We start from the raw sequence: 15671 nt of genomic DNA on the forward strand, positions 1-15671 counted from the left end.
ATGAGCAGCGTTCCCGAGGCCGATTGGCTCAACCTGCTGATCGGCCTGCTGCAGGGGGCGCAACTGCAACTGCTTCGCGTGCTCGATGCGCTGGGCCTGGTCGTGCAGGCGCACGGCCAGCCGGCCTGGCCGTGGGCGCACCGGCTGTCGGGCGAGAACCTGCTGATCGACCTGGGCCAGGCGAGGCGCCTGGGCCTGACGGTGGTGGTGCTCGCCACCTCCTGCCTTTTGCTGCTGCTGGCGCTGTTCTGGCGCCGCCGCCGGCCGTGGCTGGTGGCGCTGACCACGCTGCTCGTGGTGCTGGCGCCCTGGCCCGAGGCCAACGTGGTGCTGGTGCCCGCGTACCCGACGAGTTTTCAGCAATCTCCCACCGGCTTCACCGCCGCCAGCATCGAACGGGGCCGCACGCTGTATGCCGCGCAGTGCGCGGCCTGCCACGGCACCGACGGCAAGGGCCAGGGGCCGCTGGCGGCCGCGCAGCCCGTGTGGCCGCCCAACCTGGCCGGCCCGCTGCTGTGGCGGCGCGCCGACGGCGACGTGCTGTGGCACGTGCTGAACGGCGTGCGCGACCGGCACGGCGCCCTCACCATGCCCGGCTTTGGCGCCACCTTGCGCGACGCGGACGCCTGGGCGCTGATCGATTTCATGAAGGCCCAGGGTGCTGGCGAAAGCCTGCGCGCCGCCGGCCTCTGGACCCAGCCCATCGCGCCGCCCGACATGGCCGTGCAGTGCAAGGGCAAGCCGCCGCGCATGCTGAGCAGCTGGCGCGGGCAGCGCCTGCGCATCGTGGCGGCCGGGGGCGAGCGGCCGCTCGAAGACCCGCGCATGGTCACCGTGTTCCTGCAGCCGAACGCGCAAGCCGGCGATGCGCAAGCCGGCGATTGCGTGGCCGACGCGCCGGCCGCGTGGTCGGCCTTCTCGCTCGTCGCCGCCACCGACCGGCTCGCCGGCACCCAACTCATCGTCGACCGCGACGGCTGGCTGCGCGCGCGCGGCCAGCCCGGAACACGCGGCAAGGGCGAATGGAGCGACGACGACCTGCTGTGCCGCACCGACTCGCCGGCGCGCGCCGATTCAAAACCCCTGCCCCTGCCGCCCGACGGACTCGGCGCGCTCATAGCCCGCATGGACGCCGAGCCGGTGCGCTTCGTCAAGGGCGGGTTCGTGCACTGAGGCGCGCAAAGGCAGCGGCAGGACTACGATGTTTTCCGGGCCCCTGGCCCATCAACCCTGAAGGAGACCCCGCTCATGTCCAACCACGTCTACAAGACCCTCGAACTCACCGGCTCGTCGCCCACCGGCATCGAAGACGCCGTGCAGACCGCCATCGCCAAGGCGCACGAGACGGTGCGCAACATCCAGTGGTTCAGCGTCACCGAGACGCGCGGGCATGTGGTCGAGGGCAAGGTGGCGCACTGGCAGGTGTCGCTGAAGATCGGGTTCACGCTGGAGTGAACAAGAAAGGCGCGCCGCCGTTTCGGCCGCGCGCCTTTCCTTGACAACGCCGGTGGTCAGCGCGCCAGCAACTGGTTGAGCTTCTGCTGCGCGTATTCCTCGTTGGTGGTGCCGTCCGGTGCCTTGGCGCCCCAGAAGTCGGCGTTCCACTTGATGGCCTTCTTCTCCACTTCGGGGCTGTTGGTCCAGTAGTCGCGCAGCTTGGGGTCGGCCGCGGCGTACACGCGCGGCGACGGCAGCGCCACGCTGGTGGCCTCGGCCACGCGGGCGGCGCGCTCGGCGTCCAGGCGGTACGACAGCAGCTTGAGGGCGGCGTCGTGGTGCGGCGCGTCCTTCGGGATGGAGAAGAAGTCGTAGTAGGTGAAGGCCTGGTCCCAGGTCAGCTCCAGCGGCGCGTTGGCGTCTTCCTTCTTCAGGCGCGCGACCGGGCCGGTGTACGACAGGCAGGCCGAGGCCTCGCCGTCGAGCAGCAGCTGCGGCGCCTGCGAATTGGTCAGCCACCACTTGACCACGTGCGGCTTGATCTCGGCGATCTTGCGCAGGGCGCGTTCGAAGTCCACCGGGTAGATCTTGTCGGCCGGCACGCCGTCGGCCAGCAGCGCCGACTCGAACACGAAGCGTGACCACTGCGGCAGGCAGCGCTTGCCCGGAAAGTCCTTCACGTTCCAGAAGTCGGCCCAGGTCCTGGGGTACTTCTTCGACGGGAACGCTTCCTTGTTGTAGACCAGCGCCACGCCGATGACCTGCAGCGCCACGCCCTTGGGACGCACGGCCTCCTTGGGCAGCGACGCCACGGTCTTCTGCGCTTCGGGCGAGAGCTTCTTGTAGTCGATCTCGGCCAGGTAGGGGTCGAGCTGGCGCACCTCCTGGTCGAAGATGAAGCTCAGGTCCCACTCGGTGCGCCTGGCCTCCACCTGCGCCTTGACGCGCGGGCCGCCGCGCGCCTCCTGCACGGTCAGCACCTTGATGCCGGTGTCCTTGGTGAAGGGGTCGTACACCAGGCGGCGCAGGTTCTCGCCGTAGGTGCCGCCCGGGTCCTGCGTGACGACTTCCTTGGACTGGCTCCAGGCCGGGCCGACGCCGCAGGCGCTGCCGAGCGCGATGGCCAGGGCAAGCAGGGTCTGCAGCGGACGGGGATTCGATGGCTTCATGCGGATGCTTTCTTTCTTCGGATGACAAAAGGACATGGCGTGGCTCGGCGCCTCAACTGCGCTTGCGCGCCCCCCAGGCCGAGCGCGCGAGGAACAGGCCGGCGACGATCAGCGCCACCTCGAAGGTGGCCACCACCGCCGGCACGGGGTCGAGCTTGTAGTTGACGTTGCCCCACAGCCGCAGCGGCAGCGTGGTCATGCGCGCGCCGCTCAGGAACATGGACAGCACGAGGTCGTCGAACGAATGCAGGAACGCGAAGAACGACGCCGCCAGCACGCCCGGGCGAATGGCCGGCAGCGTGACGAACCAGAACACGCGCAGTGGCGACGCGCCGTGCACGGCCGCGGCCTGCTCCTGGCGCAGGTCCACCGCCTGCAGGCTGGCCGCGACGATCACCAGCACCAGCGGAATGCCGCCAATGGCATGCGCCGCGGCCAGCCCGGGAATGCTGCCCGCCAGCCCGGCGCGAAGGAACAGGCCGTACAGCGACAGGCCGAGCACCACGCCCGGCACGATCAGCGGGCTGACGAGGAAGGTCATCCATGCCGTCTTGCCCGGCAGCGACGAGCGCACCAGGCCGAACGCGGCCGCCGTGCCGAGCACCACCGAGATAGCGGTGGCCAGCAGCCCGACCGCGACCGAGGTGGCCAGCGAAGACATCCACACCGGGTCGGACAGGAACTTCTGGTACCAGCGCAGCGAGTACGCGGGCGGCGGAAAGCGCATGTAGGCCGAGTCGCTGAACGAGATGAGCGCGGCCATGGCGATGGGCAGCAGCAAGGTCAGGAAGGCCACGGCCGCCAGCGCACCCGACACCGACCGCCCGAGCCACGCCGGCACCGCGCCGAGCACGCGCAGCAGCGGCCAGCCGAACAGGTCGGCGGCGCGGTCGAGCACGGCGCGCCGCCATGAAGCGACGGGGCCTGGCGTTCCTTCGCGGCCGGGCTTGCTCGCCCGCTGCCCGCCCCAGATGAACTCCAGCCCCAGAAAGCGCGCCGCCACCGCGACCACCAGCAGGGTCACCGCCAGCAGCACGGCGGCCAGCGACTGCAAAAAGCCGCCGCTCGCCAGAAAGTCCGCCTGCTGCGTGATGTGCATCGCGAACATCTGGTCGGCCGGACCGCCCAGCAGCGACGGCGTGATGAAGAAGCCCAGCGCCGAGATGAACACCAGCAGCACGCCCGCCAGCAGCCCCGGCAGCGTCTGCGGGAACAGCACGCGCCAGAACACCGCCAGCGGCCCTGCCCCGCTGGCCGTGGCCGCGCGCTGCACCAGCGGGTCGATGCGCGCCAGGCTGCCGCCCACGGTGAGCACCATCAGCGGCAGCAGCACCGCGCCGATGGAGATGAGCACCGAGGCGCGGTTGAAGATGAGCGGCAGCGGCGCATCGACGATGCCGAGCCCGACCAGCAGCTTGTTGAGGGGCCCGTTGCGGCCGAGCAGCACCATCCACGAGTAGGTGCGGATCAGCACCGAGATGAAATACGGCAGCACCACGGCGGCCGTCAGCACCAGCTTCCAGGTGCCGCGCGCGCGGTGGATGAGCAGCGCGGTCGGGTAGCCGAACAGCGCGCACAGCGCCGCCACCGCCGCCGCGATGCCGAAGGTGCGCACCAGCGACTCCCGGTACAGCGGCACCTCGAACACGCGGGCGTAGTACGAGAGTCCGGCCTCGCCCGCCACGCTCAGGTGCAGCAGGTCGGCCAGCGGCAGCACGTAGAAGAAGGCGAAGAACAGCAGCGCGGGCGCGAGCAGCCACGCGGGGTTGCGCAGGTCGACGCGGGCCGTCCCGCGCGGGCCCGCGCTCGCGGCTGCAGTGCTCACGCCAGCACCCATGCATCGCCGGCCTGCCAGGCCAGCTGCACGGTTTCTCCGATGGCGGGCGGGCGGGCGCTGCGCGGGTCGAGGCAACGCACCTGCACCTTGCCGCCGCCGGGCAAGGCGGCGTCGATGCGCAGGATCTCGCCGAGGAACACGGTCGATTCCACCGTGGCCGCCAATGCGCCCGCAGTGCCAGGGGCCACCAGCGACACGCGCTCGGGCCGCACCAGCACCTTCACCTGCTGCCCCGCGGCCAACGGTGTGCCGCCATGCCTTGCCTCGAACTCGTGTGTTTCGCCGGCCTGCAGCACAGCCGTACCACCGTCCACTCGCAGCACCCGCGCATCGAGCACGTTCGACTCGCCCACGAAGCGCGCCACGAACTCGTTGCCGGGCTCGCGGTACAGCGCACCCGGCGTGCCGACCTGCACGATGCGCCCCTTGTCCAGCACGGCGATGCGATCGCTCAGCGCCAGCGCCTCGCCCTGGTCGTGCGTGACGAAGACGATGGTGGTGCCCAGCGTGCGGTGCAGCGCGCGGATCTCGATCTGGATCGCCTCGCGCAGCCGCCGGTCGAGCGCGCTCAGCGGCTCGTCCATCAGCACCACGCGTGGGCGGCGCACGATGGCGCGCGCAATGGCCACGCGCTGCTGCTGGCCGCCGCTGAGCTGCGCGGGCAGCCGCCCGGCGTACTCGCCCAGGTGCAGCAGCTCCAATGTTTCGCCGATGCGGCGCGTGCTCTGGTCGCGGCCCAGGCCCGCCATGCGCAGCGGAAAGCCGACGTTCTGCGCCACCGTCATGTGCGGAAACAGCGCGTAGTGCTGGAACACCATGCCGAAGCCGCGCCTGTGCGGCGGCACGCCGCGCACCGAGCGGCCGTCCACCAGGATGTCGCCCTCGTCCACCGCCGCGAAGCCCGCGATGGCGCCCAGCAGCGTGGTCTTGCCGCTGCCGCTCGGGCCGAGCAGCGTGACGAATTCGCCGGGCTCGATCTGCAGGTCGACGTTGTCCACCGCGGTGAAGCGGCCGAAGCGGCGGCTCAGGCCGCGAATGGCGATGCGGCTGCCGATGGATGAAGACGCCGGGGCGCTGCGCACGCCGGCTGGGGCGCGCAGGGCGTGTGCGCCCAGGGGAATGTCGGTGCCGATGGAACTCATGGAAGAACAGGTTCTGCAAGGGACTGGCCCCGCACCACGCGGCCACCGTCCAGGGCGAGCGCGGCCAGACCGAGGCCGAACTGGCGGCGGTCGAGGGAATTCGAGGAGGTCATGCGGCGATCCGGAGAGCGAGCGAGGAAGCCGCTCGACGATGAAGCCACGAAGTCTAGAAACGGAAGTGCTCACCCGGAACGAAGAAAAGCGCATGAACAAATGCGACCTTCGTTGCGGCCGGGCGCGTCCGGCCGCCCGGCTTGCGATGCGCTCAGGTCGCGGGCGCGTTTTCGTGAGGCTCGCCCAGCGACAGCATCAAGCGGTTGGCCCAGTTGAAGAACGCCGCGCCATGGATCACGTCGGCAATCGCCAGGTCGTCCAGGCCCTGCGCGCGCAGGCTGTCGATGTGCGTGCCGTCGAAGGTCGAAGGCGTGGACGACAGCGCGACCGACGCGGCGACGATCGCGTTCCAGCGCTCGCCCAGTCCGGCCAACTGGCCGTTCACGCCATTCACGCCTTCGTCGAGCAGCCGCTGCACGTCGTCGGTGCGGTGCGAGAAATGCGAGGCGAAGCGCGCATGCACCGACGCGCAGTAGATGCACCCGTTGTAGCGCGAGGCCGCGGCGGCCGACAGCTCGCGCTCGGCGCGCGGCAGGCCGGCCTCGGGGTTGTAGAAGATGTCCTTGTCGGTGCGCGTGCGCGCGCCCAGGATGTCGGGGTCGCGTGCCAGCAGGCGGAAGTACGGCGACTTGGCACGCGCGGCATCCACCAGGCCCGCGAAGTGGCGCTCGGTCAGCTCGGCCTCGGGCAGCGGCGCCAGCCAGGGCAGCCATTCGAGCTGTGCCTGCGTGAAGGCCGTGGGGTGCGTGTTGCCGGCGTGGGTCAGGGTCGATTCGGTCGTCATGGGGTTCAATCGATGTGGACTGCGGGACGTTGTGACAGCGCCTTCAAACCGGTGACGACACGGATCTGGAACGCGAGGAAGGCGACGAGCTGCGACAGGGTCACGATCTCGGTGCTGCGCCAGCCGGCATCGAGCAGGGTCTGCAACGCGGCAGGGCTCGCATCGCGCGGATGAAAGACCAGCAGGTGCGCATGCACCAAGGCCGCCGAGAGCCGGGCGCCGAGCACTTCACGGTGCGCATCGCTCACCTTGTACGACGGGCCTGCCGTGTCTTCGGCGCTGAGTCGGCCGGCCGGATAGCGGCCATAGGGCCCTTGCGTGGCACCGAGCTTCACCTCGGCGGCAATGGCATCGGCCACGCCGGCGCGTGCGCCCTGCCCGGCCAATTGCTCGGCGTAGAAACGCGCCACGTCGGCCTGGCCATGCAGGCCGGTCACGAAGGCAGCCACCGCGAACCGGTCCGCAATGTCGAAATGCGCGACTACCGGCGGCGTGGGCGCGAACAGCGACAGGTAGCTCTGCTGCGCGTTGATGCGCGCCTGCTCGCGCTGCACGCGAAGCTGGTCGATGGAATCGCCGGGCGCGATGCCGACCAGCTGGTCGATCACGTCGGGAGCGGGGGAAGATGCAACGGCGGTCATGCGGCCTCGAGGAGTGAAACGGGTTGGGGGTCTGCCGCCTTTGCAGCCTCGGGCGCCCAGCCCAGGGCCGGCGCGACCACGGTGGCGGTCAGTTCGATGGAGCGCAGGATCGCGGCGTGCGGCGGATCGACCGAGTGCACCTGGCACGCGAGGTCGGTCACGCGCGCGAGCGTGCTGTCGGCGCGCAGCGAGGCGATCACGTCGTCGGGGGAGCCGACGTGCACGTCGTATGCCGCAATCAGTTGCTCGAGCGTGGCGTCGGGTCCGGCGCGGTCCGCGAGGCCGGCCTGTCCGGACGCGGCGAAGCGCGCGGCCGAGCGGCGCAGGCCGATGTCGGCCAGGCGCAGCGCCTCCTGGCGGGTGTCGGCCACGAACACGCTGCGCGAGCCCACGATGCGCGGCGCCCTGCCGGCCGGCAGCGCGGCCAGGTAGGCATCGACGATCGGGTTCTGGATGTCGGCGAGCGTGGCGTCGAGCGCATCGACGGGGCGCGGCTGGGTGCGCGACAGCATCAGCCCGTCGCCCGCCTGCCCCGCTCGCGTGCCGCCGCTCACCGAGAAGGTGGCTTGCCAGATGCGGTCGAGCAGCTGCGGGCCCGCGGGGTACAGCGTGTCGCCGCCGGCAAGCGGCTGGCCGGCCCAGGCGGCGCGCACCGCGTCGAGTTGCCGCGCGAAGAGCGCCGGGCGGTCGTTGCCGTCGAGCCCGAAGGCCGCGAACGACTCGGGCGTGCCGCCCGTGCCCACGCCCACGTCGAGCCGGCCGCCCGAGAGCAGGTCGAGCACGACGGCGTCCTCGGCCACGCGCAGCGCGTTCTCCAGCGGCAGCGTGACGATGCCGGTGCCCAGGCGGATGCGCCGCGTGCGCGAGGCCACGTACGAAAGAAACACGAACGGCGACGGCAGGCCGCCCTCGTGTTCATGGAAATGGTGCTGCGCGACCCAGGCGGAATCGAAGCCGAAGGCCTCGGCATGGGCAATCTGCGCGGCCACGAGGCGGTAGCGCTCGGCCACGCTGGTGTCGTCGAGCAGGCGGCTGAAGAAGCCGAGGCGCAAGGGAGGTCGGTGGATGGCGGACAAGGTGGGGCGCAAAGCGAAGGAAAGCGCCAATTGGGCGCGCAACGCCGCGCGTGCGGAACGCCGGATTTCGCGTTTGCTTATCCGTTTTCTGTTGCCCCGGCCTCGGGGTGCCGGTATGCCGGCCGGTGTCCGGCTACCCGGCTACCCGGCTGCCTGGCTGCCTGGCTGCCTGGCGTTGCGGGTACTGGTACATTTCCCCGGCCTCAGAAACCAAAGGGATATCGGTGTCACTCGCAGCGGCCTTGGCCGGTCTTTCCATCCTCGTCATCGGGGACAGCCATCTCGCACAACCCAGCTACCTGATGTCGTCGCTGCATGACGAACTGCAGCGTCAGGGCGCGCAGGTGCATTCGATCGGCGTATGCGGCGTGCTGCCCTACGACTGGACCGTGTCCAAGCCCGGCACCTGCGGCGGCGCCGAGCGCATCGGCAACCGCGCGCCCACCACCAGCAGCACCGGCCGGACCACCGCGGTGGCGCAGCTCGTGAAGGCGGAGCACCCCGACCTGGTGCTGGTCGTGCTGGGCGACACCATGGCCGCCTACAAGCAGCCGGACTTTCCAATGAACTGGGTGTGGCAGCAGGTGAGCACGCTCACCGGCGCCATCGCCGCGACGGGCACCCGCTGCGCGTGGGTCGGCCCGGCCTGGGGACAGGAAGGCGGCAAGTACGGCAAGACCTATGCGCGCGCCGAGCTCATGAGCCGCTTCCTGGCAACCAACGTGGGCCCCTGCACCTACATCGATTCGCTGGAGATGTCCACGCGCGGCCAGTGGCCGACCGTCGACGGGCAGCACTTCAGCTCGAACGGCTACCGCGCCTGGGGCAACAGCATCGCCAAGGCGGTGATGCGGCTGCCGCTGCCGAGCGCCAACGCGGCCGGCGCTGCGCGCCCATGAGCCGCGGGCCCGGCCTGCCGCTGCTGGCGGCCTTGTGCGCCTTGCTGCCCTTCGCGTCCGGCGCGGCAGCGCCCCGGCTGTACGACACCGGCCCCTCGCAAGACCTTGCGCTGGTGCGCTTCGTCAACGCGGGCACGCAGCCGCTCACGGTGCAGAGCGGCGGCGCCGGCAAGGCCAGTCTCGCGGTGCCGCCCACGGCCCCTGTCACCGACTACCTGCCCGCGCGCTCCGACGCGCCCGTCACCGGCCAATGGCAGCTCGGCGGCAAGAAGCTGCCCATCTCCATGCGCGTGACTGCCGGTGGTTCTGCATCGGTGGTGGCATGGCCCGAGGCCGACGGCACCCTGGCCGGTGCCAGCTTCACGGAAGCGCCCGCGCAGTTCGACCCGCTGCGCGCCTCCCTGGCCTTCTACAACGCCGACGCGCGCTGCACCGCGGGCCTGCTGGCCGCGAGCCAGGCGGGCGCGGCCATCTTCGAGAACCAGGCCGCGCTCGCCAGCGCGCGCCGCGCCGTCAACCCGGTGAAGCTGGTGGTGCAGGCCACCTGCAACGGCCGGGCGGTGGAAGGCACGGTGGACCTGGGCTCGCTGCAGGCCGGCCAGCGCTACAGCGTCTTTCTTGTTCCCGCCGGCAAGAGCAGCCGGCTGATGGGCCTGCAGGACCGCGTGGCGCGCTGACCGGCCGTGGTCTTCGCGTCGCTCGAGTTCCTCTCGGTCTTCTTTCCGGCGTTCCTGCTGCTGTATGCGCTGACGCCGGCGCGCGCGAAGAACACGCTGCTGCTGCTGGCCAGCTGGCTGTTCTACGGATGGTGGAGCCCGCTGTTCCTGCTGCTCTTCATCGGCCTGACGGCGCTGGCCTGGGCGGGCGGGCTGCTCGTGGAGCGGGCCGGGCCGCATCGCAAGGCGGTGACGGCCGGGCTGATTGCCCTCAACCTGGGCGTGCTCGCGTGGTTCAAGTACGCCAACATCGTGGTCGAGACCTTCAGCGCGGTCCTCGTGCACACAGGCGCCATGCCCATCGAATGGCAACGCATCGCCCTGCCCATCGGGCTGTCGTTCACCGTGCTGCAGGCGATTTCGTACTTCGTCGACATCTACCGCGGCAAGTTTCCGGCCGAGCGCCGGCCTGTCGATTTCGCGACCTACCTGGCGATGTTCGGCCACCTGGTCGCGGGGCCGATCATTCGCTACGACTGGATCCGCCAGCGGCTCGCGCACCGGTCCATGCGCTGGTCGGGCTTTGCCAAGGGCGCGCGCCGCTTCATGATCGGCATGGCGATGAAGGTGCTGGTGGCGGACACGCTCGCGCCGGTGGTGGAGCAGGTGTTCGCGTCGGCCGACCCCAGCTTCGTCGATGCATGGCTGGGCTGCCTGGCCTACACGCTGCAGCTGTTCTTCGACTTCGCGGGCTACAGCGCCATGGCGATCGGCATCGGGGCGATGCTGGGGTTTCGCTTTCCGGAGAACTTCCACGCGCCGTACCTCGCGCGCAACGTCGCCGACTTCTGGCGCCGCTGGCACATCTCGCTGTCGTCGTGGCTGCGCGACTACCTCTATGTGCCGCTGGGCGGCAGCCGGCGCGGCAACGGCCGCACGGTGGCGAACCTGATGCTCACCATGGGCATCGGCGGGCTCTGGCACGGCGCGGACAGCTGGAACTTCCTGTACTGGGGGCTGGCCCATGGCGCGGCGCTGAGCGTGGTGCACCTGTGGCGCGGCCGCGGGCCACGCCTGCCCGCGCCGCTGGCGCATGCCGCCACGCTGCTGTTCGTGATGCTCGGCTGGACGCTGTTCCGCTCGCCCGACCTCGCGACGGCGGGCGCCATGCTGGGCGGGCAGTTCGGGCTGCACGGCATGGCGCTGGGCGCGGCGCTGTCGAACATGCTGCGCGTGCCGGTGGTGCTGGCCTATGTACTGGGCATCGCGTGGGTCGTGGCCCCGGTGCTCGTCACGCGTCGCCGCCCGGCGGGCAGCGTGCGCGCCGTGGCGGCCACGTTCCTGCCCGTCGCCGGGTTCCTGTTGTCGCTGGCGCTGGTGGCGAGCCGCGGCACGGTGCCCTTCCTTTATTTCCAGTTCTGACGATGGCGCGCCCTTCCCGCCCTTCCCGAAGCTTGCGAGCCTTCCTGCGCTGGACCAGCGCAGCGGTGCTGCTCGCGGCCCTGGGCGCTGGCTTCGTCGCAACCTGGCCAAACATGGGCGGCGTTCGGCACCGCATGAATGCCTCGCTGCTCGACGACGCCGCCGCCCGCCGCGAGCTGACCCGCACGCTCGTGACCACGCCGCTCACCGACGCCCTCGCGCGCTGGCAGCGCCAGTCCAACTGGCTGGTGCTGCGCGACCTGGGGCCGGAGGTGAAACGGGGCGACGACAACTGGCTGTTCCTGGACGAGGAACTGCGGGTTCACCGCGATCGCTCGGCCCACGCGGCAGCGCGTGCCAAGGCGGTGTCGGACATCGCCCGTGCCCTAGACCACAGGCACATCGCGCTGCTCGTGGTCGTGGTGCCGGACAAGAGCCGCATCGAAAGCGCGCACCTCGGCGCGCTGCGCCGCCCGAAGGAGCTGGACGCCCGGGTGCGCGACTGGACCGCGAAGCTGCAGGCCTCGGGCGTCGAAGCGCTCGACCTGTCGCCCGTGCTGGCGGGTGCGTCGCCGTCGCCTTTCCTGCACACCGACACGCACTGGAGCGAGCACGGCAGCTGGCTCGCCGCGCATGCCGTGGCACAGCGCCTGCAAGGCATGCATGCCCTCGAAGGCGACCCCGTTCCCTCGGTCGTCGTGTCGCGCGAGCGCCATGCGGTGTGGGGCGACCTGGTGCACCTGGCCGGCATCGACGGCCTGCCCGCGTCGCTGCGGCCCGCGCCCGACACCGACACGCAGTCGGTGGTGGAAACACGCAACGACAGCACCGACCTGTTCGGCGCCGCGGCCGTGCCTTCCACGGTGCTGATCGGCACGTCGTTTTCGCGGCGAGGCAACTTTCTGCCGTTCCTGCAGCTGGCCAGCCGCGCGCTGGTGGCCGACTTCGCGGTGGACGGCGGCGACTTCGCGGGCGCCGCGCAGCGTTACTTCGCGAGCGAGGCTTTCGTGAACAACCCGCCGCGCACCATCGTCTGGGAAGTACCCGAGCGCGCCATCGAAGCGCCCGTCGGCGACACCGAAGCGCGCTGGCTGCGCCAGCCTTTCACTCCGCGGTGATGCCGTGCAGAAGCCGCGCTGAAGCCGGCTACAGCAGGTAGCCCAGGTCCCGCACGTCGGAGCGCACCGCCGCGCGGTCGCCACCGTGCAGCGGCAGGCTCACCAGCAGTTCGAGCCGGCGCCGCAGCGAATACAGCAGCTGGACCGCGTCGTGCGCGAGCTTGCCGGGGTCGTCGCCGGCGGCCACGTCCGGGTAGGCCCACAGCGCGGCGTCGGGCTGGCCGGGCCACGGGGGCTGGCGCGCCTCGGTGGCCGCGTCCAGTGTGATGATGAAGTCCGCCTTGGGGCTGCTCGAACGCGCCAGCTCATCCCAGCTGCGGGGTGCGTGAACGGGAACCGGAATGCCCGCGCTGTGCAAGGCGCCGAGGGCTGCGGGATGAAACTCCTGCCTCACATGGCCGGGCTGCCCACAGGAAGATGCCGAGAACCGCTTCGGGTCGAGGTGCGAGAGACACGCTTCGGCAAGGATGCTGCGCAATGAATTTCGCCGGGAGACGAAGATCACGCCTATACGTTTTTGCATGGAAGCTTCACTATAGCCAAGCCCGGTGTGTTCGTCATGACAGACGCCACCATTCGCCGAGGGACGTGCCGGCCTGCACAGCGCCGGCCGAACGGTGCAGACTTGGGGGATGGACAAGCATTTTCTGAATCCGCTTTTCGCGCCCGCTTCCGTCGTGGCCTTCGTCGGCCATGCCGACGATCCGGCCGGCCAGACGCCCGCGGGCCGCACCCTGCGCGAGGCCTTTCGCGCCGACCGTTTCGACGGCACCCTTCGCTTCCTGGACGTGCGCACCAAGGGCACGCTCGAAGAACTCTCGCAGACCCATGCCGACCTGGCGCTGATCGCGCTGGCACCGCGCGACGTGGCGGCCGCGCTGGAAATTGCGGGCCGCATCGGCTGCACCGCGGCGGTGGTCATCTCCAGCGGCATCGGCGCCGACCAGGCGGCACAGTGGCGCAAGATCGCGCGGCGCGAAGGCGTTCATCTTCTAGGGCCCAACTCTCTGGGGTTTCAGCGCCCCCTGCTGCACCTGAACGCCAGCGTGGCCGGACCGCTGGCCAGGTCCGGCCCGCTGGCGCTGGTGTCGCAATCGGGCGCGCTCACCGCATCGATGCTCGACTGGGCGCGCCAGAACGGCGTGGGCTTCTCGAGCGTGGTGTCGCTCGGGCCGCACACCTCGGTCGACATTGCGCAGGTGCTCGACTTCCTGGCCAACGACCGAGACACGCACAGCATCATCCTGTACCTGGAAGGCATCGACGACGCGCGCCGCTTCATGAGCGCGCTGCGCTCGGCCTCGCATGCCAAGCCGGTGGTGGTGCTCAAGGCCGGGCGCAAGCCCGCGGGCAACGAGGCCGCGCAGACGCACAGCGCCGCCATCGTGGGCAGCGACGACGTGTTCGACTCGGCCCTGCGCCGCGCGGGCGCGGTGCGGGTGCGCTCCTTCGTCGAGCTGTTCTCCGCCGCCAAGTGCCTGGCCTCGCGCTACCGGCCGGTGGGCAAGCGGCTGGCCGTGGTCACCAACGGCGGCGGGCCGGGCGTGCTGGCGGCCGACTGGATCAACGAGATCGGGCTCGACCTGGGCAAGCTCTCCGCGCCCGCGCAGAAGCTGCTGCTGCCCACCCTGCCGCCGCTGGCGTCTCTCGCCGACCTGATCGACCTGTCGGAAGACGCCCTGCCCGCGCACTACCGTGCCGCCATCGACGCGGCCTCGGCCGACAGCCAGGTCGACGGCGTGCTCGCCATCTTCTCGCCCAAGCCCGGCGCCGATGCGGGCGCGGTGGCCAAGGCGCTGGCCGACATTCCGCGGCCCATGAACAAGCCGCTGCTGGCGTGCTGGATGGGCGACTCGTCGGTGGGCCAGGCGCGCGCCGTGCTGGCCGACGCGACCATCCCGAGCTTTCGCACGCCGGAGGCCGCGGTGGGCGCCTTCGGCAACATCGCGGCCTTCTACCAGAACCAGCAGTTGCTGCAGCAGACGCCCCCGCCGCTGTCGGCGCTGGCCAAGCCCGACATCGAAGGCGCGCGCCTGCTCATCGAAAGCGTGCTGGCCGAGCGGCGCAATGTGCTCACGGAGATGGAGTCGAAGACGCTGCTGTCGTCGTTCCACATTCCCATCACGCGCACGCTGCTCGCGCGCAGCGCCAACGAGGCCATGATGATCGCCACGCAGCTGGGCTTTCCGGTGGCGCTGAAGATCGATTCGCCCGACATCGCGCACAAGTCCGACGTGGAAGGCGTGGCGCTCAACGTGCTGAACGGCACCGGTGCGCGCGACACCTTCATCGAGATGATGGAGCGCGTGGCACGGCTCGCGCCCGATGCGCGCATCAACGGCGTGACCGTGCAGAAGATGGTGCGCGCGCGGCGCGGGCGCGAGATCTACGTGGGCATGGTGACCGATGAACCCTTCGGCCCGGTCATCGTGTTCGGCGCGGGCGGCACCATGATCGAGCTGCTGAACGACCGCGCCATGGAGCTGCCGCCGCTCAACCAGTTTTTGGCGCGCCGGCTCATGGAGCGTTCGCGCGTGGCGCAGACGCTGGGCGAATGGCGCGGCGCCCATGCGGTGGACATGGAGGCGCTCGAGGACGTGCTGCTGCGCGTGTCGGAAATGGTGTGCGAGCTGCCCGAGCTGCGCGAGATGGACATCAACCCCATCATCGTGGACGAGAACGGTGCCGTGTCGGTCGATGCGCGCATCGTGGTGGCCAGCAGCACGCAGGCGGTGGCGGGCAACACGGGCTATGCGGGCGGCTCCGGGAGCTCGGCCCACGGTTACCAGCACCTGGCCATCATGCCGTACCCCGCGCGCTACCGGCGCGAGTGGCCGATGTCGGGCGGCGGCACCTACATCGTGCGGCCGGTGCATCCGAACGACGCGCAGATGCTGCAGGCGCTGGTGCAGGGCCTGTCGCCCGAGAGCCGGTGGTTTCGCTTCGTCTCGCGCTTCCACGAGCTGCCGCCGTCGATGCTGTCGCGCTTCACGCTGATCGACTACGACCGCGAGATGGCGCTGGTGGCCGTGGTGCTGGAGCGCAGCGTGTCGCCCGAGGGCACGGTGCTGGAAAGCGAACGCATCGTGGGCGTGTCGCGCTACATCACCAACCCCGACCAGACCAGCTGCGAGTTCTCGCTGGTGGTGGCCGACGAGTTCAGCGGCAAGGGCATCGGCTCGCGGCTGATGGAAAGCATCATCGACGTGGCGCGCGACAAGGGCCTGGCCGAGATGGACGGCCTGGTGCTGGCCACCAACCCCGACATGCTGAAGCTGGTGCGCAGGCTGGGGTTCACGGTGAAGTCCTTTGCGGAAGACCCGGACTTCAAGCTCGTGACCTACATGCTCTGACCCCGGGGCACCAAGGGCATCGC

14 protein-coding genes are annotated in these 15671 nt (G+C 70.5%); 7 read left to right on the forward strand and 7 right to left on the reverse strand.

Going from position 1 to position 15671, the window contains the following annotated elements:
* Positions 1-1173 carry a c-type cytochrome gene (locus tag AC1DJH_RS06395; RefSeq protein WP_478185128.1) on the forward strand — a complete coding sequence of 391 codons (1173 nt, stop codon included), beginning with the start codon at positions 1-3 and terminating at the stop codon, positions 1171-1173.
* A gap of 75 nt (positions 1174-1248) precedes the next feature.
* The gene (locus AC1DJH_RS06400) at positions 1249-1455 is read left to right on the forward strand and encodes a dodecin (RefSeq protein ID WP_478185129.1); all 207 of its coding nucleotides are present in this window, start codon (positions 1249-1251) and stop codon (positions 1453-1455) included.
* A 56-nt stretch (positions 1456-1511) separates the two neighbouring features.
* Here the strand turns inward: AC1DJH_RS06400 and AC1DJH_RS06405 are convergent, their stop codons facing one another.
* From AC1DJH_RS06405 to AC1DJH_RS06430, 6 genes are all read right to left on the reverse strand, one after another.
* A complete protein-coding gene (locus AC1DJH_RS06405) occupies positions 1512-2606 on the reverse strand; it encodes an ABC transporter substrate-binding protein (protein WP_472111929.1) in 1095 nt (364 codons plus the stop codon).
* Between the two features lie 52 nt (positions 2607-2658).
* The gene (locus tag AC1DJH_RS06410; RefSeq protein ID WP_478185130.1) at positions 2659-4431 is read right to left on the reverse strand and encodes an ABC transporter permease subunit; all 1773 of its coding nucleotides are present in this window, start codon (positions 4429-4431) and stop codon (positions 2659-2661) included.
* A complete protein-coding gene (locus tag AC1DJH_RS06415) occupies positions 4428-5585 on the reverse strand; it encodes an ABC transporter ATP-binding protein (protein ID WP_478185131.1) in 1158 nt (385 codons plus the stop codon). Before AC1DJH_RS06415 ends, AC1DJH_RS06410 begins: the two co-directional genes overlap by 4 nt.
* A 265-nt stretch (positions 5586-5850) precedes the next feature.
* Positions 5851-6483 (reverse strand): alkylhydroperoxidase domain protein, encoded by a 633-nt coding sequence (locus tag AC1DJH_RS06420; RefSeq protein ID WP_478185132.1) that lies wholly within the window; start codon positions 6481-6483, stop codon positions 5851-5853.
* Between the two features lie 5 nt (positions 6484-6488).
* Complete coding sequence (locus tag AC1DJH_RS06425; protein ID WP_478185133.1) at positions 6489-7124, reverse strand: CMD domain protein; 636 nt, start codon at positions 7122-7124, stop codon at positions 6489-6491.
* The gene (locus tag AC1DJH_RS06430) at positions 7121-8200 is read right to left on the reverse strand and encodes a putative FMN-dependent luciferase-like monooxygenase (protein ID WP_478185134.1); all 1080 of its coding nucleotides are present in this window, start codon (positions 8198-8200) and stop codon (positions 7121-7123) included. Before AC1DJH_RS06430 ends, AC1DJH_RS06425 begins: the two co-directional genes overlap by 4 nt.
* Before the next feature lie 224 nt (positions 8201-8424).
* Between AC1DJH_RS06430 and AC1DJH_RS06435 the strand changes: the two genes are divergently transcribed.
* From AC1DJH_RS06435 to AC1DJH_RS06450, 4 genes are read left to right on the forward strand one after another with little or no spacing between them, the layout of a single operon-like run.
* Positions 8425-9099, forward strand: a complete 675-nt coding sequence (locus AC1DJH_RS06435) for an SGNH/GDSL hydrolase family protein (RefSeq protein ID WP_478185135.1) — start codon at positions 8425-8427, stop codon at positions 9097-9099.
* On the forward strand, positions 9096-9776 hold the full coding sequence (locus tag AC1DJH_RS06440) for a cell division protein FtsQ (RefSeq protein ID WP_478185136.1): 681 nt from the start codon (positions 9096-9098) through the stop codon (positions 9774-9776). Before AC1DJH_RS06435 ends, AC1DJH_RS06440 begins: the two co-directional genes overlap by 4 nt.
* Before the next feature lie 6 nt (positions 9777-9782).
* Positions 9783-11177 (forward strand): MBOAT family O-acyltransferase, encoded by a 1395-nt coding sequence (locus tag AC1DJH_RS06445; protein ID WP_478185137.1) that lies wholly within the window; start codon positions 9783-9785, stop codon positions 11175-11177.
* Between the two features lie 2 nt (positions 11178-11179).
* The gene (locus AC1DJH_RS06450) at positions 11180-12295 is read left to right on the forward strand and encodes an alginate O-acetyltransferase AlgX-related protein (protein WP_478185138.1); all 1116 of its coding nucleotides are present in this window, start codon (positions 11180-11182) and stop codon (positions 12293-12295) included.
* A 28-nt stretch (positions 12296-12323) separates the two neighbouring features.
* Here AC1DJH_RS06450 and AC1DJH_RS06455 read toward each other — a convergent pair whose 3' ends face one another.
* Entirely contained in the window at positions 12324-12818 is a 495-nt protein-coding gene (locus AC1DJH_RS06455) for an arsenate-mycothiol transferase ArsC (RefSeq protein ID WP_478185139.1), read from the reverse strand.
* Positions 12819-12927: 109 nt separating this feature from the next.
* Between AC1DJH_RS06455 and AC1DJH_RS06460 the strand changes: the two genes are divergently transcribed.
* Complete coding sequence (locus AC1DJH_RS06460; RefSeq protein ID WP_478185140.1) at positions 12928-15648, forward strand: bifunctional acetate--CoA ligase family protein/GNAT family N-acetyltransferase; 2721 nt, start codon at positions 12928-12930, stop codon at positions 15646-15648.
* Positions 15649-15671 lie beyond the last annotated feature (23 nt).

It is taken from the genome of Variovorax sp. 10N412 (genome assembly GCF_056394985.1).